The 19,432-nt window shown below is 42.4% G+C and carries 23 protein-coding genes; 2 read left to right on the top strand and 21 right to left on the bottom strand.

Features of this window, described 5'->3' with window-relative positions:
• The first annotated feature begins 16 nt into the window (after positions 1-16).
• The gene (cmpA, locus tag MHB41_RS02585) at positions 17-151 is read left to right on the top strand and encodes a cortex morphogenetic protein CmpA (RefSeq protein ID WP_008346893.1); all 135 of its coding nucleotides are present in this window, start codon (positions 17-19) and stop codon (positions 149-151) included.
• 20 nt (positions 152-171) lie between these two features.
• Here cmpA and MHB41_RS02580 read toward each other — a convergent pair whose 3' ends face one another.
• The 14 genes from MHB41_RS02580 to acpS form a co-directional block, all read right to left on the bottom strand.
• On the bottom strand, positions 172-2,331 hold the full coding sequence (locus MHB41_RS02580) for a Tex family protein (protein WP_342502604.1): 2,160 nt from the start codon (positions 2,329-2,331) through the stop codon (positions 172-174).
• Between the two features lie 76 nt (positions 2,332-2,407).
• Complete coding sequence (locus tag MHB41_RS02575; protein WP_024427379.1) at positions 2,408-3,007, bottom strand: PP2C family serine/threonine-protein phosphatase; 600 nt, start codon at positions 3,005-3,007, stop codon at positions 2,408-2,410.
• Positions 3,007-3,795, bottom strand: a complete 789-nt coding sequence (gene sigB / locus MHB41_RS02570) for an RNA polymerase sigma factor SigB (RefSeq protein WP_024427378.1) — start codon at positions 3,793-3,795, stop codon at positions 3,007-3,009. The genes MHB41_RS02575 and sigB overlap by 1 nt, the downstream gene beginning before the upstream one ends.
• Positions 3,761-4,249, bottom strand: coding sequence for an anti-sigma B factor RsbW (gene rsbW / locus MHB41_RS02565; RefSeq protein WP_024425393.1), 489 nt, complete (start codon positions 4,247-4,249; stop codon positions 3,761-3,763). Before rsbW ends, sigB begins: the two co-directional genes overlap by 35 nt.
• A complete protein-coding gene (locus tag MHB41_RS02560; protein WP_024425392.1) occupies positions 4,246-4,575 on the bottom strand; it encodes an anti-sigma factor antagonist in 330 nt (109 codons plus the stop codon). Before MHB41_RS02560 ends, rsbW begins: the two co-directional genes overlap by 4 nt.
• A gap of 59 nt (positions 4,576-4,634) precedes the next feature.
• Positions 4,635-5,642, bottom strand: coding sequence for a PP2C family protein-serine/threonine phosphatase (locus tag MHB41_RS02555; protein ID WP_024427377.1), 1,008 nt, complete (start codon positions 5,640-5,642; stop codon positions 4,635-4,637).
• Between the two features lie 10 nt (positions 5,643-5,652).
• On the bottom strand, positions 5,653-6,054 hold the full coding sequence (locus MHB41_RS02550; RefSeq protein WP_024427376.1) for an anti-sigma regulatory factor: 402 nt from the start codon (positions 6,052-6,054) through the stop codon (positions 5,653-5,655).
• A 2-nt stretch (positions 6,055-6,056) separates the two neighbouring features.
• Positions 6,057-6,425, bottom strand: a complete 369-nt coding sequence (gene rsbS / locus MHB41_RS02545) for an RsbT antagonist protein RsbS (RefSeq protein ID WP_003214235.1) — start codon at positions 6,423-6,425, stop codon at positions 6,057-6,059.
• 4 nt (positions 6,426-6,429) lie between these two features.
• Positions 6,430-7,260, bottom strand: coding sequence for an RsbT co-antagonist protein RsbRA (locus MHB41_RS02540; RefSeq protein WP_034283948.1), 831 nt, complete (start codon positions 7,258-7,260; stop codon positions 6,430-6,432).
• 115 nt (positions 7,261-7,375) lie between these two features.
• A complete protein-coding gene (gene ndoA, locus MHB41_RS02535; protein WP_024425388.1) occupies positions 7,376-7,726 on the bottom strand; it encodes a type II toxin-antitoxin system endoribonuclease NdoA in 351 nt (116 codons plus the stop codon).
• 4 nt (positions 7,727-7,730) lie between these two features.
• A complete protein-coding gene (locus tag MHB41_RS02530; RefSeq protein ID WP_003214273.1) occupies positions 7,731-8,012 on the bottom strand; it encodes a hypothetical protein in 282 nt (93 codons plus the stop codon).
• 294 nt (positions 8,013-8,306) lie between these two features.
• The gene (gene alr, locus MHB41_RS02525; RefSeq protein ID WP_061110629.1) at positions 8,307-9,488 is read right to left on the bottom strand and encodes an alanine racemase; all 1,182 of its coding nucleotides are present in this window, start codon (positions 9,486-9,488) and stop codon (positions 8,307-8,309) included.
• Between the two features lie 127 nt (positions 9,489-9,615).
• Entirely contained in the window at positions 9,616-10,632 is a 1,017-nt protein-coding gene (locus tag MHB41_RS02520) for an outer membrane lipoprotein-sorting protein (protein WP_098677666.1), read from the bottom strand.
• Positions 10,633-10,792: 160 nt separating this feature from the next.
• Positions 10,793-11,158 (bottom strand): holo-ACP synthase, encoded by a 366-nt coding sequence (gene acpS, locus MHB41_RS02515; RefSeq protein ID WP_061110630.1) that lies wholly within the window; start codon positions 11,156-11,158, stop codon positions 10,793-10,795.
• Between the two features lie 94 nt (positions 11,159-11,252).
• On the opposite strand from acpS, the gene MHB41_RS02510 reads away from it, so the two are divergent.
• Positions 11,253-11,858 (top strand): rhomboid family intramembrane serine protease, encoded by a 606-nt coding sequence (locus MHB41_RS02510; RefSeq protein WP_041116754.1) that lies wholly within the window; start codon positions 11,253-11,255, stop codon positions 11,856-11,858.
• Positions 11,859-11,912: 54 nt separating this feature from the next.
• On the opposite strand, the gene MHB41_RS02505 is transcribed toward MHB41_RS02510, so the two are convergent.
• From MHB41_RS02505 to MHB41_RS02475, 7 genes are all read right to left on the bottom strand, one after another.
• Positions 11,913-13,409: a PH domain-containing protein gene (locus MHB41_RS02505; RefSeq protein WP_061110632.1), complete on the bottom strand. Its 1,497-nt coding sequence runs from the start codon at positions 13,407-13,409 to the stop codon at positions 11,913-11,915.
• The gene (locus tag MHB41_RS02500) at positions 13,399-13,878 is read right to left on the bottom strand and encodes a PH domain-containing protein (protein WP_024425383.1); all 480 of its coding nucleotides are present in this window, start codon (positions 13,876-13,878) and stop codon (positions 13,399-13,401) included. The genes MHB41_RS02505 and MHB41_RS02500 overlap by 11 nt, the downstream gene beginning before the upstream one ends.
• Before the next feature lie 112 nt (positions 13,879-13,990).
• On the bottom strand, positions 13,991-15,481 hold the full coding sequence (locus MHB41_RS02495) for a DEAD/DEAH box helicase (protein WP_061110633.1): 1,491 nt from the start codon (positions 15,479-15,481) through the stop codon (positions 13,991-13,993).
• Between the two features lie 165 nt (positions 15,482-15,646).
• Entirely contained in the window at positions 15,647-15,985 is a 339-nt protein-coding gene (locus tag MHB41_RS02490; protein ID WP_034283957.1) for a glutamate synthase, read from the bottom strand.
• A 127-nt stretch (positions 15,986-16,112) separates the two neighbouring features.
• The gene (locus MHB41_RS02485; RefSeq protein ID WP_061110634.1) at positions 16,113-16,805 is read right to left on the bottom strand and encodes an alpha/beta fold hydrolase; all 693 of its coding nucleotides are present in this window, start codon (positions 16,803-16,805) and stop codon (positions 16,113-16,115) included.
• A gap of 18 nt (positions 16,806-16,823) precedes the next feature.
• A complete protein-coding gene (gene murF / locus MHB41_RS02480; RefSeq protein WP_034283960.1) occupies positions 16,824-18,188 on the bottom strand; it encodes a UDP-N-acetylmuramoyl-tripeptide--D-alanyl-D-alanine ligase in 1,365 nt (454 codons plus the stop codon).
• A gap of 80 nt (positions 18,189-18,268) precedes the next feature.
• Positions 18,269-19,351: a D-alanine--D-alanine ligase gene (locus MHB41_RS02475; protein WP_034283962.1), complete on the bottom strand. Its 1,083-nt coding sequence runs from the start codon at positions 19,349-19,351 to the stop codon at positions 18,269-18,271.
• Between the last annotated feature and the right edge of the window lie 81 nt (positions 19,352-19,432).

Genomic DNA, 19,432 nt, shown 5'->3' with positions numbered 1-19,432 from the left:
AAAGGAGGAATGGGCGATGCCCAACTGGCTGAAAAATCAGATGCAGAAGGCATTTTATGAGAAAAATCATTATCAAATCAAATTGCTGAATCAATGCTGGTACTTCTATAGAAAAAAACATTCAGTCACATCAAGGCACACCCCATCCTAAGGTGCGCCTCGTTTTTTTGTTTACTCTGGTTTCAGCATGGTGAGGGCAACGCGGCCTTTTGCTTGGTCAACGGAGTCCACCCATACGGTCACAATGTCACCAACTGATACAACATCAAGCGGATGCTTCACAAAACGGTTGCTTAGCTTAGAAATATGCACAAGCCCATCCTGCTTTACTCCTATATCAACGAATGCGCCGAAGTCTACAACGTTTCTCACCGTTCCTTGCAGCTCCATTCCTTGCTTCAAGTCTTCCAATTTCAACACATCTGTTTTGAGCAGCGGTTTTGGCACTTCATCCCGCGGATCACGCTCAGGTCTTGTCAGCTGATCAATGATATCTCGAAGTGTAATTGTCCCAATGTCCAGCTGCTGGGCTGCTTCGTCCAGTTTAACTTCAGCAATCTTCTCTTTTAACTGCTCTGTGCCAAGATCGTCTGGCGTCATGTTGATCATGCGTAAAAACTGTTTTGTTTCTTTATAGCTCTCAGGGTGAATACCTGTACGATCAAGCGGGTCTTGTCCATCTGTAATGCGAAGGAAGCCGATACACTGCTCATATGTCTTAGCACCGAGTCTTGGAATATCCTTCAATTCTTTTCTGCTTGTGAATCTCCCAATCTCTTCGCGGCGCTTGATGATATTCCCTGCGACGGCTTTTGAAAGGCCTGATACGTATTGCAGCAGCGCCTGTGAGGCTGTATTGACGTTTACACCGACTTGGTTGACGACTGTCTCAACAACGAAGGTTAACGAGCTGTTTAATTGCTTTTGACTCACGTCATGCTGGTATTGGCCCACACCGACAGACTTTGGATCAATTTTCACGAGCTCTGCTAAAGGATCTTGTAATCTTCTAGCGATTGAGATGGCGCTCCGTTCTTCGACTTGCAGATCTGGGAACTCCTCTCGTGCCAGCGCTGATGCGGAGTAAACACTTGCTCCTGCTTCATTCACGATCAAATAGGACACCGGCTGATCCAGCTCTTGAATCAAGTCTGCAATGAATTGTTCTGTCTCTCTTGAAGCTGTTCCGTTTCCAATCGCAATGACTTCAATGTTTGATGATTGAATGATCTCTTTCACTTTTTGTTTCGCTTCCGCTTTTTTCTGCACGGGCGGATGCGGATAAATGACGCCAATATGGTGGACTTTGCCTGTATCATCCACGACAGCTAATTTACAGCCTGTCCGAAATGCAGGGTCGACTCCAAGTACACGCTTCCCTTTCATCGGCGGCTGAAGCAGCAGTTTTCTTAAGTTTTCAGCAAAAATATGAATCGCTTGTTCCTCTGCTTTTTCTGTCAGCTCTTTTCGTATTTCTCGTTCGATGGAAGGCTGAATGAGGCGTTTATACGCATCATCGATTGCCGCTTCAATAAACGGTCTCGCCGTCGTCTGTCTGCCTTTTAGAACTTGTTTGTCGAGATAGAAGCGAATATTTTCAGCAGGTGGTTCGATGGCTGCCTTTAAAATGCCTTCTTTCTCCCCGCGGTTGACCGCTAGTACACGGTGAGGGACAATCTTTTTGATTGGCTCTTGATAATCGTAATACATTTCATAGACGTTTTTCTCATCGCTTTCGACGTCTTTTCCTGATGTGACCAGACTGCCCTTTTGGTACGTTTCGCTGCGAATCCATTTCCGCATATCAGGATCATCTGCCAGCTGTTCAGCAATGATATGCTGAGCGCCTTCTAGTGCCTCTTCTACACTTGTTACTTCCTTTTCTTCGTTGATAAAAGAAGCGGCCTTCTTCTCGATCTCATCACTTGGCAGCGTGAGTATATATTCTGCCAGCGGCTCAAGCCCTTTTGCTTTGGCTACATTCGCCTTTGTTTTGCGCTTTTGTTTGAATGGCCTGTATAAATCTTCGACCTCTTGCAGTTTATGAGCTTGTTCAATTTTCTGTTTTAATTCATCGGTCAGTTTATCTTGTTCAGCAATTAAGCGAATGACTTCTTCTTTTCGGTTCGTGACATTTTGGAAATATGTATAGCGCTCTGAAATGGTTTGAATTTGCACCTCATCCAGTGAGCCTGTCTGCTCTTTCCGATAACGGGCAATAAACGGGACGGTGTTGCCATCCTCTAAAAGCTTGATCACACTTTCAATTTGTTTTGTTGAAAGCTTTAATTCTGTCGCAATTTGTTTCAATAAAAAGTCAGATGTCTTCATACTTTGCATCCTCTCACTGTGTCTTCTCTTTTAGTGTATCAAAAAAACCGGCAAAACAGAAAAAAGGTCAGCTATTTTACGTGAGCTGACCAAGTACATAGGTGAGATCGTCCTTTTTGTCTTGTGTGTATGTTTCAAGCTGTTTGGCGATGTCTTCAACTGAATGTCCATGCTTTAAACACATGCGCATGTTTGGCACATTCAGTCCGTCTGAATACATAATGAATATCGATCCTTTTTCGTAGGAATAGGTGTATGTTTTATATTTTCTAGGTTTCCCTGATAAGTATCCTGATGTCGGAAGTGGATAAATATAGTCGCCAGAAGGTGCATTCAAGATAAACCGAATATTACCAACCGAACAATAGGTAAATTGCTGCTGGGAAAAATTCACCTTTAATATGGCCACAGTGGCCCCGCGTTTATTTTTCATAGCCTGATTGCATCTGTCGATGAGGGCCGCCACATCCTCATGTCCATATTCTTCGACAATTTCGCTGACTAAAGAAGATGATTCATTGGCGTACTGGCCGCTGCCCAATCCGTCTGCTACAGCACAAATTAGTTCTTCATCATCTGCTTTAATAAAAAAACTGTCCCCGCAGCATGCTTTTCCTTCTTTATTCGATTGATAAATAATGGCGTTTACATGCTCATGCTGTTCAATCTGCTTCATTACCCTAGCTCCATAGACGCATCTTCTGATAATGCATCTCGCAGTTTTTTCACTGCCTTTCGCTGCAGTCTCGATACATGCATTTGGGATATACCAAGCAAATCGCCTGTTTCTTTCTGACTCTTATTTTGCAAGTAAGTCAGATTGATAATCTCTTTTTCTCTATCCGACAGCACATGAAGCACACTCTCAAGCATCATTTTTTGATTCACACGTTCGTAGCCCTCTTCCTGTGAGCCGACAACGTCTAAAATCGTCACAGTACTTCCTTCAGAATCAGCCTCTACGCCTTGGTCAACAGACAGCGCTTGATAGCTTTTGCCCATCTCCATGGTTTCAAGTACTTCTTCTTCTGTTACATCTAAGTATTCTGCAATTTCTTGGACTTTAGGTGATTTCTGTGTCTCTGTTGTCAAATGATCAACTGCCATTTTGATTCTTGGTCCAAGCTCTTTAATCCGCCTTGGTACATGGACACTCCATGTCTTATCTCGTAAAAAGCGTTTGATTTCCCCGATGATGGTTGGAATAGCAAAGGCTTCAAATGATTTACCGACGAGCGGGTCGTATCGTTTAATAGCGCCAAGTAAACCTATCATTCCAACTTGTCTAAGGTCCTCATGAAAGCTTTTTCCTTTAGAATATTTTTTCGCCAGCATATCAACCAAGTTTGTATAGCATTCGACCAGCGTGAGCTGCGCCTGCTCGTCTTGATTGGTTTGATAGCTTTGGATGAGGCGGTCTACTTCATCTTTAGTTAGTTTCATAGTTTTGGATGGTTGTGTCATGGTCAACTCGCTCCCTGTTTAAAAACTTTGTCATCGCCACGGTAACTCCGGAGTTTGCTTGCACCTCGACTTCATCCATCAATGTTTGCATTAAGTATAAACCAAGACCTCCTTCTGCCAATTGATCCACCGTATGAGCAGATGTGTACGGTCCGAGGTCTTCCTGTTTTTGCTTAAAGTCAAAGCTACCGCCTTTGTCAGCGACAATGATTTCTAGACGATCCTCGTAGACAAGAAAGCGAACAGCCACCTCTCCATCTTCGCCGTCTTCACCTTTGTAGGCATGCTGAACTGCATTTGTACAGGCCTCACTGACGGCAATTTTTAAGTCCTCAATCTCTTCATAGGCATAGCCCATCCGGCTCGCTACGCCTGACAGAGTCAAGCGAATGATGCCTACATATTCTGGTTTTGCCGGTATTTTCATCTCGATTAGATCTACTGATTCGTTCATTGTACCCCACCCTCTGACTTTGCAGAAATGTCAATGATGTCCTTTAATCCAGTGATTTCAAACAACCTTACAAGCCGTTCTGACAAGTTCTCAAGCTTTAATGTGCCACCTGCTTTTTGAGCCGCTTTAAACAGCCCAACGAATACACCTAAACCTGTACTATCCATATACGTAACATCCTTTAGACAGATTTCAAGATGCTCTCCCGCCTCAGCTTTAGGCATGAGCGTTTCTCTTAGCTCAGGAGCGGAGTACACATCAATTTCACCGCTGACACTGATTTTCGTTTTTTGATCTATTTGATGCTCTTTTACAGACATATTCATTATGCATTCACCTCGAAATTCTTGTTTCCTAAAGTTTTATATACCCGCATGTTCACTTTCTAAACCTTTCTTTTGAGAACAAGTAAAGTAAAGTCATCGTGCAGCTGAAAATCCTGCAGTTTGAGTAAGCTGGCGTAGATGGCATCCACCATTTCTTGAGCTGAGTAGGATAGGTGCTCTGATATGAGTGTTTTGATGTCCTCCCTCTCTAAGAAACCATCCTCTGACTTGGATTCTGTGACCCCATCAGAGAATAAGATCACCATGTCTCCTGCATCCAAATGCTTCTCGTACTGTCTGTAGTCAAATTCTGGTGCGATCCCAAGGACAAGCCCTTTTGCGTCTAAATCGTAAAATGTGTTCTCTTTTTTGCAATAGAAAAAGCCCGGCTCATGACCAGCCGATGCGTATTTAAACTCATGCGTTTCTTTATTATAGCTGCCATAGAACATCGTGATAAACATACTTGGGTCTACGTTTTGCTCGACAACACGATTCAGGGTTTTCAGCACCTTTGTTGGGCCGCTCCCTGACTCTGGCAAGGAATCCATCGCATATTTAATCATCGACATACAGAGCGCAGCCGGGATTCCCTTTCCAATGACATCTGCGATCGCGATATTGATTGTATCGTGATCTGTTACAAAGTGGTAATAATCTCCACTCATCTGTTTTGCCGGTACACTAATTGCACCAATATCAAAGGTATCTCCTTCTGGAATTTTCGTTTCCAGAAGGGTTTGCTGAACATTTGCAGCAATTTCAATTTCAGATTTTATTTCTTGCTGGATGCCTCTGAGTGTTAAATGTTCTTGGTAGGCAAGTCCGTACCCAATCATGACTTCAATTAAGAAGTCTAGTGAATGAAAAACATCTTCCGGCAAATCAGGGTAAAGCTCCTGAATCACTTTTCGGTGAACACTCACTATTTCTTCAGGAGGTATTTGATGCTCAATGGTTTTACGGCTAAATTTTTGAGCTTGATAAAGCGATGTTTCAGTTAAATCACTGATATAACGACTGAGCAGCTGATGGTACCGCTGCTCCATTACCTCCTTAAAATCCATGGTTTCCCTCCTAGCGAAGCCACTTAACAGCTTGTATCTCCGTTCCTTGTTCTGGTGCAGAATCTAATTTAAATTCATCCATCAGCCGTCTGACGCCCGGAAGACCTGCTCCGAGTCCGCCTGATGTTGAAAATCCGTCTTCCATTACTTTACGTATATCCATGATACCCGGCCCCTCATCTGCTGCGATGACTTTGAGTCCACGCTTTCCGCGCTCCATCACTTCTTCTATACAAATCTGACCTTTACCAGCGTATAAATAGATGTTTCGAGCTAATTCTGAAATGGCCGTCGTAATTCTTGCTTGGTCAACTGTTCCAAATCCAAGTTCTTTTGCAACATTGCGCCCCAATTGTCTTGCTGCGACTATGTCCCATTCCGTCAATATTCTTACACAGGATTGGTCTTTCATATCTATTCCCCCAATTCCCGCTTCAGTGTCTCAAGCCCTTGTTCAAGATCTAGTGCTGTCTGAATTTCTTCAAGCGATATTCCAAGTTCAATCAGCGTCACAGCGACTGCCGGCTGTATTCCTGTTAATACAACTTTCGCCCCCATGAGCTTGGACATCGTGATCACATCACCTAATACCTTTGCAATAAAGGAATCAATCATGTCAACGGATGTGAGGTCAATGACAACACCGTTTGCTCCTGTTTCATGAATTTTATTCAGCAAGTCTTCTTGAAAGTGGAGAGCTGTTTGATCATCAAGCTCCCACTGTATCGAAATCAGAAGACAGTTATATAGTTTTAAGATTGGAATCTTCGGGTGATTTCTCACTAGGTTATCCCTCCAATGAAACAATTTTTCGATTTGTCATTTCCAAAGCAGTTTGAATTCCTTTTTGAAGGGTATTCTTTGTTGTAACTTGAGATAAATCAATTCCAAGGTTCACAATGGTTTGGGCTATTTCTGGACGAATACCGACAAGCAAGCACTTCGCACCTACTAATCTCACAGCCTCTGATGCTTGAATGATATGATGCGCTACCATTGTGTCAACGACAGGTACACCCGTAATATCAATTAAGACGACTTGTGAGCGATGTTTGACGACACCGTTGAGCAGATTCTCCATAATTTTTTTGGCACGTTCTGTGTCAATTGTTCCAACAAGCGGCATGACGGTAATGTGCTCAAATACTGGGATCAGCGGGGCAGAAAGTTCCTGCAGCGCGATTTTTTGAAGGTTGACTGTTTTCTCCCATGAGATGGAATACTGGTTTAAGATCTCGTTATGAATAGGTGTGATGAATCGATCAATTTGCCAGATGAGGTCATGACTTTCTTCTGTTGTATCTTTGTCATCGTTCATTTTGTGATATAAATGTGAACGGATTTCTGTTAGACCATTTGCCAGTAACTTAAGTGATATACCCATTTGAACAATTTTTAAAGCAAAAGTTTGCACTTTTTCTTCAAAATCTTCAGCATACCCTTCTGAAAGAGATGTAATGATTAATTGAACATATTCCGAACAGATGGTTTCATACATATTGTCGTTCAGCATCATGTCCGTTTCTTTTTCTCCGAGTCGTCTAAAAATGTCCGTCCACTCTTTTTGTAATTCCTCTCGATGCTCTCTTGCAAAAGCTAACACGATATGATTCGACATGTTTTACCCCCTACGTACATAAACAGCACTTCTTTTAGTCTTTCTTCATTATAACGTTAATAAAAATTGAACACAAAAAAAGTTGCTCCCAACAGAGCAACCAAGTATCACCATATTAAAAATCAATAAGAGCCAAACTAACTTGTAAGGCTTCATCAACCTTCTCCATCATCTCATCATCAAGATGTGTGATTTTATCTGTCAATCTTTGTTTATCGATTGTACGAATCTGCTCCAAGAGAATGACAGAATCTCGTTCAAAGCCGTAGCGCTTTGCATCAATTTCGACGTGAGTCGGTAATTTCGCTTTTTGTATTTGGGCTGTTATGGCTGCAACGATAGCAGTCGGGCTGAAGCGATTTCCAATGTCATTTTGAATCACCAATACTGGGCGAACCCCGCCCTGCTCGGAGCCAACAACAGGAGATAAATCAGCAAAGTAAACATCACCGCGTTTAACAATCAAATGTTTAACCCCCGCTGACTAATCGCTCAACTGTATTCTCAGCCTCAAATTCTGCGTATTGTGCCTCTGAAGAGATATTCAGATTAATTTTCGCCATCTCCATGTAGCCGCGTCTCATCGATTCACGATTTTGTCGAATATTACGTTCACGAATATACGTTTTTGTCGCTCGGTAGATCAATTCATTTCTTGTTACCTTATCCTGCTCTGCTACTCGTTCGATTTCAGACATCAAAGCCTCCGGTAGTCGAATCTTCATTTCGTTTGTTGCGCTGGATTCAGACAAAAAACATACACCTCCACAAAACTTACGGATACCGTTTCGATCCATTCCAAGACTAATCATACCATTATTCAATGCGCAAGCAAAGCTGTTTTTTCATGATTTCTTATTAGAACATGAAGCGGCTGTTCACCCGTAAATCAAAGATGATAATGGAGTTCCTCTTTCACATTATACGCTTTTTTCCGAAAATCATACGGTATTTCCAAAATCTCTAAAAAAGGGAGAATGTTTACCCCTTCTTTGTAGAATAAAAAGGAACGATGTCAGTTTGACGATCGTTCCTGTGTAAGCTGTTTAGAAAAAGCTTGGCCCGCTTTGAAGCAGCGGATTCCGCACATGCACCCTTTTGCCGTCCTCTATATAAACTCTTGGGACGCGGTGGCCAATGGAGCAAGTGACTTCATAGTTAATGGTTTCAAGCCTTTTTGCAATTTCATCGACTGATACCATTTCTTCACCTTGTCCACCAATCAAAACGACTGGCTCCCCTGCCGGAAGGTTCTCTTTCAGTTCAACCATGAATTGATCCATACATATCCTTCCGGCAATCTTCCGGCGCTTTCCGCCAACAAGTACTTCCGTGCCTGCCAGCTTCCGGATCCATCCGTCTGCATAGCCGACTGGTACCGTACCGATCCATGTATCTTGATTAGCTGTATACGTCGCCCCATAGCTGACACTCTCACCCTTTTGAATGAGCTTCACATGGGCAAGCTTTGTATGAAGAGACATGGCTTCTTCCAGCTTGAAAGGAAGTTCATCTTTGATTTCCTCTGATGGTGACAGCCCGTACATACTGATGCCGAAGCGAACCATATTAAACAACACTTCTTTAAACCTCAAACCTGCTGCACTATTGGCACAATGAACGAGCAGCTTTTCCGTATGAAGCGGCTGAAGCAGGGTTTGAAAGGTGTCGATTTGCCGCTCAAAATAGTTCTCATCCTTTTCATCTGCTGTCGCAAAGTGAGTAAATACACCTTCCAGCTGTAAATAAGAATGCTCGCTGACAAGCTTCTTTACTTCATTCACTTCCTCCAACGTTTTCACACCTAAACGGTTCATTCCGCTGTCTATTTTCAAATGAAAACGAATGGGTTGTCCCATCTGCCCTTTCATCATATCGACGACTTCCCTCAGCCAGCTGGTGGAGTAAGCGGTCATGACCACATTGTATCGAACGGCGGTTTTGACATACTCCGGCGGCACAGCGCCGAGTACAAGAATCGGTGCTTTAATGCCTTGATTTCTTAAAGAAATGGCCTCATCTAAAAAGGCTACAGCTAACAAGTCTGCACCTGCTTTGAGGGCAGCTCTTGCCACTTCTATATCTCCATGTCCATATGCATTGGCTTTCACAACAGCCATCAATTGAACATTTTGACCGATATGATCTTTCATATGTGAAACATTGTGCTTGATTGCTGTTAAATTAATTTCTGCCCATGTGTCTCTATAAAAGGCATTTGTGTCCATCAGTCACACTTCCCTATTGAATGATTCAATCCCCTCATATGATACTAAAAATCAAGAATAATGTGAAACAAATCAAAGAAAATCAGCCCTTGCACAGGGCTGATATGTTGTTTTTTAAGGCTCTCGCCTATTTAGCTGACTGGCCTTCTACACTCTTTGCAACCATCAAAAGCTCTTCCTTCGATAAATCACTTGAGGAAATTAAATAGTCAACTCCGTCAGATGTCCATGAGAGGGATTGATCTGTCAGAACCCCTACTGTCATGCCAAGATCGACCGGCTCGCCGTTCATCGTGACAGGCGTAGATGCTTCAGCTACTCTCGCTTTTTCCTGGATGAGTGTGAAGGATTTCTTGCCGCCGTAAGTAATCACATAACGCTTCCCAGCATCTGTCGTCATTTCTTTTTCTTCCATCTTCTTCACGCCTTCTGGCATATCAACTGGTGTTTTCACCGCAAAGCTGTCAGATGGGTCTGCACTTGTGGCAACATCCATTTGAGAGAGTGTCATGTTTTTCTTCTCATCAAATGCATCTTTGTCAAAGGATTTATTGAATTCAAAGTGAGAGAATTCCACTTTCACCATTGGCTTTTTGTCGCTATCCAGCACTTTCACACTGGCAGGCGCCATTGTTTTCTTATGAAAGGTAATCTCTTGGGTAGGCAGCATTTGGTTGTGCTGATAATTGGTCTTCGTTTCGAACACATACTTTGACTCTTTCGCTTTGAACTGAGCTGCACTGTCATTTTTAATGTCCTTCACAAGTGATTCGAATAAATAGACCTGACTGCTATTATTCGGCCAATCACTATGGAAACGGAAGCTCTTGTTCAATGAAGGTGTCAGCACAAACACACCATTGCCATTTCTTAAAATGACTTGACTCTGATCCTTTTTCGGATTTTCTAAATAGACACGGTAAAGCTCCGGCTTTTTGTACCAAATTTCTACCTGGTACTCCTGCGGGTCATTTCCTGTCTCAATGGTCATTTTTGCTTTGGCTTTGTATGATGTCATTTCCTCTGCCTTTTTGTTTAAATCTCCAACGATATCCTTCTGAGATTTTTGACCGCATGCGGAGAGAATCAGTACAAAAAGGATTCCCGTTACAAGCAAAACAAAGCTTTTTCTCACCCTTTTCAACCCCTTCGTTAATTGTGTTAAAAGGAAGAAACCGCTTGTTTGACTTTAACAGTACGCCTCAAGAGTTAACTGCGTACCGCGAACCATCAAAGCCTGTTAGCAACTCGCCCTTCCTTATCGCACTACCCAATATATGAAGGGGGGACAAACAATATGCAGACTAGCTTGACAACCTTTCAATTAAAACTTGTGCAGCAGCATATTCCTTTGTATGGGTTATCGACACATGGACCTGATCTCCCTCTGCTTTCTCGCTTTTGATGAAGGGTTTCCCCTTATCGTCTTTTTGAATGTCTATGTCATGAAAGCTTAAATGCTCACCGATTCCCGTTCCGTATGCTTTAGCGAAGGCTTCCTTTGCCGCAAAGCGTCCTGCCAAAAATTCCAGCTGTCTTTTTTCACTGAGTGTAAGAAAGACGTCCTGTTCACTTAAAGTCAAAATTCGTTCCGGTAAACGGGGCTGTCTGCTGAGCACCCGCGAAAGACGGTCGATCTCTACAATATCAATGCCTATTCCTTTGATCATGAGGTACCTCCTATGATACTCGTACTAATTTGAGTGTTCGCTTCATAAACGTGTTACTATAAACTTACCATTATCTAGTCAAAAGGGGTTTGTTATGTTTATTCGAACGGAGAGCTTTCAACAATTTATTAGATCGTATCCAATCGTAACAGCGATCCTTGCTTTACAAATCGGCCTGTGGCTTATTTTTGCGGTTCCTATCCCTATTATACAGCTTGGACAGGATCATCTCGTCGGTTTCAATTATGGTGTAGCAGCTGGGGAATGGTGGCGTCTCGTCACACCTATTTTTCTGCACGGGAGTCTCACGCATATTTTATTCAATTCCATGTCCCTTTTCTTGTTCGCCCCAGCGCTTGAACATTTGCTTGGGAAGGTTCGATTTCTAATCATTTATCTCGGTGCAGGATTCATTGGCAATCTCGGAACCTATTGGGTGGAGCCTTTAGAGTATGTACATGTTGGCGCTTCCGGTGCGATCTTCGGTTTGTTTGGGGTTTATCTATACCTTGTCCTGTTTAAACCGCACATGATGGACCGCGGGAATTCACAAGTGATTTTAACGATTCTTGCTGTTTCTGTCATCATGACGTTCGTCAATTCGAACATCAATATCATGGCTCACTTATTTGGATTGATCGGCGGTATGATTCTAGCACCGATTACGCTGCTTTTCCATTCAAAAAAAAGACGCTATTAATCTCATAAAAAATGTCGATCACTCCTCAAGCAGGAGCTGATCGACATTTTTCGTTTAAGACGATTGATTTTTTTCATACGAGTACCAATCAAATACACGTGCCGCATCTTCTTCCTCAAGGTGATGCACACCAAAGGAATCAAGCAGCGCAGAGGATTTCACAAAGGTGTGAATACTGGCGACCCGGCCTTTCTTTTGGAAAAAAGATTGCGTCATCGTATAGTTTTGCATTCGTTTTCTCAAGACAATGCCAGTGGTCTTGCCAATGCCTCTTGATGTCATTTGAATCAATGAATCTTTGATTGTATATCCTGATTGTTTATAAGCTAAATAGCCAAAGAATAGAGCAAGCGGTAACGGAATGAGTCCCAAATATCCCCATGGCGGAAAGCGTACCGACAGGATGATACCTACAAGTAACGGCACAAAGCCATATGAGATCAGGTAGCGCTTGAGCGAACGTTTTGGCACTTTTTTCAGCTCTGTTTCTGGTGCTACATGATAATGATCGGTGAATTGTGACAGCAATTCATTTATTTTTTTCTTCCGAATGAGCGGAAATAAGACGGAAGAGGTTTCTTTTTCTGTAATCGAACCTCCTGCACTAACAAGCATCACCGTCGCAAAACCAAAAGGCTCACGGATCATATTCTCTTTGATTTTCACTGCTTGAATTCTCGCAAGTGGAATGGTCATTTGATGTCTCTCGATGAGCCCTCTTGTAATGATGATGTCATTCCCTTTCCGCTTTGCAGCAAAATTCGCATACTGAAGTGCTGTTACCCCAACACTCAAGATCCATGCGATCAATACAGCAAGAAATATCAAAATCGCATAGATTTCAACGCTCGCATGACTTAAAAAAGAGAACTGCTTGAAGAACCCGTCCAAAGGAAGAATTTCATCTATTTGCGTGTAGATGGCGAGACACCCGGATATAATGACTCCGATACCGCTTGAAGTGGTCGCAGCCAAAAGCAATTCTGGCACACCCATACGATAGGAGACATTGATTTCTTCCTGCACAGGTTTTTGCACAGTCAAATGGCCAGGCAGATCACCCGCTTCATCCGTCATTTCTTCTTCCTGCAAGCTTTTCTTCCGGTTGAAAATCGACTGCTTTAATTGTTCCGCTTCTGCTTTTGTAATCGCGGTCAGGCTCACTTCTGGACCATCCGTTCCGCCTGCCGTTTCGATTTGGACCCGTACTAAACCGAAAATCCGCTGAAAAATGCCTTCACTTGTATTAACCGTTTGAATTCGTTCTAACGAGATATATTTTTTCTTTTTCGTAATCACACCCGATTCCACACGAAATTCATCGTCTTCCATCCGGTAAGTGAATCGTCTCCATTCTAAAATGGTAAAAACGGCTTTCCACAAAAGAAGCACACCAAGAATGATAAATGCATAAAAGCGAATGCTCGAATTCGAGTTCACAAAAATCAGCACGAAAAAAGGGATAATGAAGTTTTTGATCATGGATACAGCATCTGATATAAAATCAATGAACATCGAGATGGGATGTACACGTTTTGGTTCAGACATCATCTTCTGTCACCCTTGCTAAACGAGATATGTAATCACGAAGCTCATCTGCCTCTTCTAATTCTAGCGCCGGTATATCATGAACTGTGGCAGCAGTCGAAATTTGAACAGATGCCAAACGGTAGCGCCTTAAAAGCGGCCCTTGAGATGTATCAACATGCTGAACACGAACCATCGGCACAATTACACGTGTGACGCGAATGAGTCCATGCTGTATTTCAATTTCATTTTCGAATACTTCGTAGCGCCAGATGTGATGGCGGATTTTTGGTATGAGCCAAATGCCAAATATGACCTGTAAGACCCATAAACCAGAAAGGATCGCTCCAATCCAATATGGCCATTGAAAATAGTAGCTGGCAACAAATACCCCAATGATGATGAGTAAAAAAATCAATGAGATAATTCCATTTTGAAGACGCCATACCTTTAAACCATTTAAACTAATTTGACGTTGCGGCTGTTTTCTCACATTCTTCCCCCATTCTCTTACTTTTCTATCAATATATTACGTAACAAAGCCTAAAAAGTTTCAATTTCAGCCTGTTAAAAAAAGCGAACCCTGCAAAGGATTCGCTTTAGAATTAATTGTTATAAGATTTCTTTTGACGACGATCGTTAGAAGAACGATTGCGGTCATTTGAAGAACGCTTTTTATCACCGTAAGATGAACGGCCTTTCCCGCGATAGCCGCCTCCGCCGCCACCGTCTCTACGTTTAGAAGAGCTGCGGTTGTTACGATTGCGTTTTGAAATCATTGGTGCTTCATCTGTCAAACGAACAGGCGTTGCATCCGGCTCTTTTGTCATCATTTTGATGGCAGCCGCAACCACTGTCACAGAATCATGATCTTCCAGCAATTCAGCAGCAGCTGTCATGTAGAAGTTCAAGTTGTTTTCACTGATGATTGTACGCAGACGATCAATGGTTACTTGCTGTTGTCCTTCGATTGCCTCATCTAGTGTTGGTTCTTTCATACGATCCATTTTACGTTTAGTCGTTTGCTCAATCGCACGAAGCATATCTTTTTCACGTGGTGTGATGAATGTCATCGCCATACCTGTACGTCCAGCACGTCCAGTACGTCCAATACGGTGAACGTAGCTTTCTGGATCTTGCGGTACGTCAAAGTTATACACGTGTGTGACGCCTGAGATATCAAGTCCACGTGCTGCAACGTCTGTTGCTACAAGCACATCGATTGAACCTTCTTTGAATTTACGAAGCGCAACCATACGTTTTGCTTGAGTCAGGTCACCATGAATTCCTTCAGCTGTATAACCTCTAAGGTTAAGTGCTTCAGTCAATTCGTCAACACGGCGTTTCGTACGGCCGAAGACAATTGAAAGCTCAGGTGATTGAATGTCAAGAAGACGAGTCAATGTATCAAACTTTTTACGCTCGTGAATATCCAAGTAGAACTGTTGGATGTTAGAGACTGTCATTTCTTTCGCTTTTACTTTTACGTGTTCTGGGTTTGTCATAAAACGCTCTGCAATGCGCTTAATTGGTGCAGGCATTGTCGCAGAGAATAAAAGTGTTTGGTGTTCACTTGGTACATTTGAAAGGATCGATTCAATGTCTTCAATGAAACCCATGTTTAACATTTCGTCTGCTTCATCAAGCACAACTGTTTCAACATTTTGAAGACGCATTGTACGACGGTTAATGTGATCGAGTAAACGTCCTGGAGTCCCTACGATGATATGAGGATTTTTCTTGAGCGAACGGATTTGGCGGCCGATATCTTGTCCACCGTAAATCGGAAGTACGCGCGCACGCTTGTCTTGGCCGATTTTATATAGCTCTTCAGATACTTGAATCGCTAATTCTCTTGTTGGCGCAATGATAATCGCTTGGATGTTTGGAGAAGCTGGGTCAATTTTTTCTACAAGAGGAATACCAAATGCTGCAGTTTTTCCTGTACCTGTTTGTGCTTGTCCAATGACATCTTTATTCTGAAGACCGAGAGGAATTGTTTCCGCTTGAATCGGTGTTGCTTCTTCAAATCCCATGCGGTTAATAGCTTTCATGAGACTTTCGCTTAATTGAAAATCTTGAAACGTTATAGTCAAATTATTCAAACTCCTTCTAATTGCTGTTTCAGTAATCTCGTGAATGATCATTAAAAACTGCCCTTTTCCGAAAGGACAGGTCCATTATATACAAAGCCCGAATTACCCTACCTTATATCTTACCATTACCCTATTTGTTTTTCAACAAGACAGAAATGGATATATCTACTGTTCTACAATGACAGATTCACCTTCACTTTGATCTCCGTCCATCCATTTCCACTTTTCAAACAGTTGAATTTTTCCGTTATCCAGCTGCTTTGGAGTGGAATTGCAAGTCCCGCTTCTCATGCTGCCGTCCTTGCTTACATGGTGATATCTAAAATGAAGTGTTCCATCCTCATTCACAGTTCCTACAAGTACGCCAGATATAATACTGCCGCCTTGATATGTGCCCGTTAATATATTCCCGTCCTGACGATATTGAAATATGGTTCCTGCTGATACTTCTCCGTTACTCGAATTAGACTGCGGGACAAAGGTTTTTCCGTCATATTGAAACAACCGAATCAACCACCTTTTCTTTCCTATTGTACCATATGCCTGTCACTCATTCGACAAAAATGATGCAAATTTTAACAAGTGGGATTCAATTTATATTAGTTTAGCCACATTTTAGCTTTTCTATAGATTAAATTGCTTTTTTTAAAAAATGTTCTACTTTCTCAAACAATTGCTGGGCACATGGCTCATGACAAACATGATGTTTACAATCGGGCAAATAAAACATTTCTTTCTGGCGAGACGGGACTTTATGATAAATAAATTCTGCACTTGAAGCGGGCACAATTCCGTCGCTTTCACCTTGAACAATTAACACAGGCAGATGAAGCTTCTCAAGCGAATTCTTCGTTTGCTTTACCAGCTTCATAAATTCTATCGCAGCTGACAGCGGCGTGCTTGTGAGCTTATGACGATATCGATCATACAAAGGGTTTGTATCAATTAACCCAGACAGGGACTCCTTTACCATCTGCCTTGTGTCTTGCATCATTTGTTTTGGGTTCACATATTTAGCCGCAGCACTTAATAGGACGAGACGGGCAACTGGGTACTTCGCTGCTAAATAAGAAGCAATCATTCCGCCCATAGAAAAGCCGATCAAATACATGGTGTCACAAGTTCGATAAAGGGATAGAAGTTCGAGTTCAGCTGTCGCTATCCATTCTTGATAAAGAATGCCTTTTAACTGAAGCTCCTCTCCATGCCCCGGAAGCGTAACAGACTGCACATTCCAATCTGCCGCCTGTTTTAAATATTGCGCCAGCGGTTCTACTTCATAAGGGGCACCAGTAAAACCGTGGATACATAAACAGCCAATCATTCTGTCACCTTCTCACTTTTATAGTGCAGTAATGACTTCTTCCAATTTCATACCGCGTGAGGCTTTGACAAGCACAACATCGTCAGGCCCTGCCACTTCAGCTAGTTTTTTCTTCAGGTCCTCTTTGTCCATAAAGGAGAAGACGTGCTCAGCCCCGAATGATTTTTTCGCTCCTTCAGCAATGAATGCACCTAGACGGCCATACGTCATGACATGATCAATAAATTCTGGCTTGATGTAACGGCCTAATTCATAATGATACGTTTCTTCTTCGCTGCCCATTTCGAGCATATCTCCAAGTACAAGAATACGATTGGCGAAGCCGTCCATATCTCCCACAAGATCAATGGCTGCTTTCATAGAAGTAGGACTTGCATTATATGCATCATTGATGACAGTGATTCCTTTGTCTGTTTTAATCAGCTCAAGACGCATCCCCGTCAACTTCGTTTGCATCAGCCCTTGGGCAATTTGTCTTTCATTCAGCCCAAAATGCTGGCCTATAGCAATAGCAGCAAGTGCATTCTTCACATTATGTTTCCCTAATACAGGAATGAGAAAACCTTGGGCATACCCTTCGACCTGAAATTCTGTTCCTTCTGCAAGCTGGTTGATGTGCGTTACCTTGATATCACAGTCCTCTGCTTCTCCAAAGGTTTTCACACGCTGAGAAAGTGAACTTGCTCTTTCGCGAAGCAAAGGCTCATCACCTAAGTAATAAAAGATGCCGTCTTCTTTTAATCCTTTTACGATCTCACATTTTGCATCAGCAATGGCTTCTCTTGATCCTAAATCTTGCATATGTGATTCCCCGATATTTGTGATGACTGCCGCATCAGGCTCAGCCAGATCTGATAAAAATTCGATTTCGCCTTTTGCACTCATGCCCATCTCCAAAACCGCAATATCGGTTCCTTCTGGCATTGCAAGAATGGTGAGCGGAAGACCGATATGATTATTAAAGTTACCGTTTGTTTTATGAACTCGATACGCTGTTTGCAAGACGGAATGAATCATATCTTTCGTTGTGGTTTTCCCATTACTTCCTGTAATACCGACAACACGAGGGTTTTCTTCTTTTAAGTATGATTTCGCCAGCTGTTGAAGGGCAGCTAGTGTATCCTCTACAAGAATTACCGGAACGCCTTCTGGCGGATTGGCTTCTTTTTGATTCCAAAGAACAGCTGATGCTCCAAGCTCCACTGCTTTCGAAGCAAATGTGTGACCATTAAAATGTTCTCCGATAAGCGGGATAAACAGGGCGTCGTTTGATACTTTTCGTGTATCTGTTGTCACTCCGTGAATCTGTTCTTCGCCAAAAGCTTGATTAGATAGGGTTCCACCAGCCATTTGGGCGATTTGTTTCACTGTACGTTTGATCATGATTTTTCGCCTCTCTTTCTCATTTCACGTTTGAAGGAAAAGAGACACTACCTAAGGATAGTGTCTGCTTGCTGCTCACATTAAAAAGTTGTTTTAATGGTTTGTTTTTCTTGATGGCGTTCAATTGCAAGTGACACCAGCTTTTCAATTAACTCTGGATACTCTACACCAGTGTGCTTCCAAAGTAATGGGAACATACTAAATGGTGTGAATCCAGGCATTGTATTCACTTCATTGATCAACACTTCACCTTTTTCTGTAAGGAAGAAGTCTGCACGTACGAGACCAGATCCATCGAGGGCTTTAAATGCCTTAATCGCCATGTCATGAATCGTTTTATATTCATCCTCTGACACACTCGCCGGAATGATCAAATCTGTATCGCCATCTTCATATTTTGCTTTGTAATCATAAAAATCTGTTTTAGGCGCAATCTCACCAACGACAGAGCATTTCGGCTCATCATTGCCTAATACACCAATCTCGATTTCTCTTCCAACGACGCCTTCTTCTACGACCACACGACGATCATATTGGAAAGCGAGGTCAAATGCAGTCTGCAGTTCTTCTTTGCTGCGGCATTTGCTAATTCCAACACTTGATCCCATGTTGGCAGGTTTCACAAAGCATGGATAGCCCAGTACTTTTTCAACCTGTTCTAAGCTGTCTCGTGTCGCTTTCTCGTAGTCTTTTTTATTGAAAGAAAGGTGCTTTGCTTGTGCAAGTCCTGCTTGTGCAAAAACATCTTTCATCATGACTTTATCCATACCCGCGGCAGACGCGAGAACGCCGTTGCCGACATACGGGATATTTAACAGTTCAAGTAATCCTTGCATTGTGCCATCTTCTCCATTTGGTCCGTGCAGCAACGGGAAGACAACATCAATTTTCTCATCAGCCGATGCAGGCTGTGGAAACATGCTTTCATTTAAAGAAGTTGGTAAAAACGTCTTTGCGTTCTGTTCAAATTGAAGCATTTTGACGTTTGATACTGGTTCAGTGAGTTTTTCTCCTCTTAACCATTCACCCTCTTCTGTAATATAAATTGGATGTATATCGAACTTCTCAGTGTTAAGTGCTTTTGTAACTGCAAGGGCTGTTTGCAGTGATACATTATGTTCGGCTGACTTTCCGCCGTAAATCAATCCTAAACTTATTTTCAATGGATACTCCCCCCACTAAAATTCATCTTTACTATCTTATCACTTTCAAGCAAAAATGCTCTAATTAATTTTTGTTGTTAC

The organism is Bacillus sp. FSL H7-0578 (assembly GCF_038630855.1).
In the GTDB taxonomy this organism is placed as follows: domain Bacteria; phylum Bacillota; class Bacilli; order Bacillales; family Bacillaceae; genus Bacillus; species Bacillus safensis.
This window is presented reverse-complemented; position numbering and strand designations above follow the sequence as displayed.

Bases quoted from the DNA above. Each gene is read 5' to 3' on its own strand.
- cmpA (WP_008346893.1), top strand. From the start codon at position 17: ATGCCCAACTGGCTGAAAAATCAGATGCAGAAGGCATTTTATGAGAAA.
- MHB41_RS02580 (WP_342502604.1), bottom strand. From the start codon at position 2,331: ATGAAGACATCTGACTTTTTATTGAAACAAATTGCGACAGAATTAAAG.
- MHB41_RS02575 (WP_024427379.1), bottom strand. From the start codon at position 3,007: ATGAAGCAGATTGAACAGCATGAGCATGTAAACGCCATTATTTATCAA.
- sigB (WP_024427378.1), bottom strand. From the start codon at position 3,795: ATGACACAACCATCCAAAACTATGAAACTAACTAAAGATGAAGTAGAC.
- rsbW (WP_024425393.1), bottom strand. From the start codon at position 4,249: ATGAACGAATCAGTAGATCTAATCGAGATGAAAATACCGGCAAAACCA.
- MHB41_RS02560 (WP_024425392.1), bottom strand. From the start codon at position 4,575: ATGAATATGTCTGTAAAAGAGCATCAAATAGATCAAAAAACGAAAATC.
- MHB41_RS02555 (WP_024427377.1), bottom strand. From the start codon at position 5,642: ATGGATTTTAAGGAGGTAATGGAGCAGCGGTACCATCAGCTGCTCAGT.
- MHB41_RS02550 (WP_024427376.1), bottom strand. From the start codon at position 6,054: ATGAAAGACCAATCCTGTGTAAGAATATTGACGGAATGGGACATAGTC.
- MHB41_RS02540 (WP_034283948.1), bottom strand. From the start codon at position 7,260: ATGTCGAATCATATCGTGTTAGCTTTTGCAAGAGAGCATCGAGAGGAA.
- alr (WP_061110629.1), bottom strand. From the start codon at position 9,488: ATGGACACAAATGCCTTTTATAGAGACACATGGGCAGAAATTAATTTA.
- acpS (WP_061110630.1), bottom strand. From the start codon at position 11,158: ATGATCAAAGGAATAGGCATTGATATTGTAGAGATCGACCGTCTTTCG.
- MHB41_RS02510 (WP_041116754.1), top strand. From the start codon at position 11,253: ATGTTTATTCGAACGGAGAGCTTTCAACAATTTATTAGATCGTATCCA.
- MHB41_RS02505 (WP_061110632.1), bottom strand. From the start codon at position 13,409: ATGATGTCTGAACCAAAACGTGTACATCCCATCTCGATGTTCATTGAT.
- MHB41_RS02485 (WP_061110634.1), bottom strand. From the start codon at position 16,805: ATGATTGGCTGTTTATGTATCCACGGTTTTACTGGTGCCCCTTATGAA.
- murF (WP_034283960.1), bottom strand. From the start codon at position 18,188: ATGATCAAACGTACAGTGAAACAAATCGCCCAAATGGCTGGTGGAACC.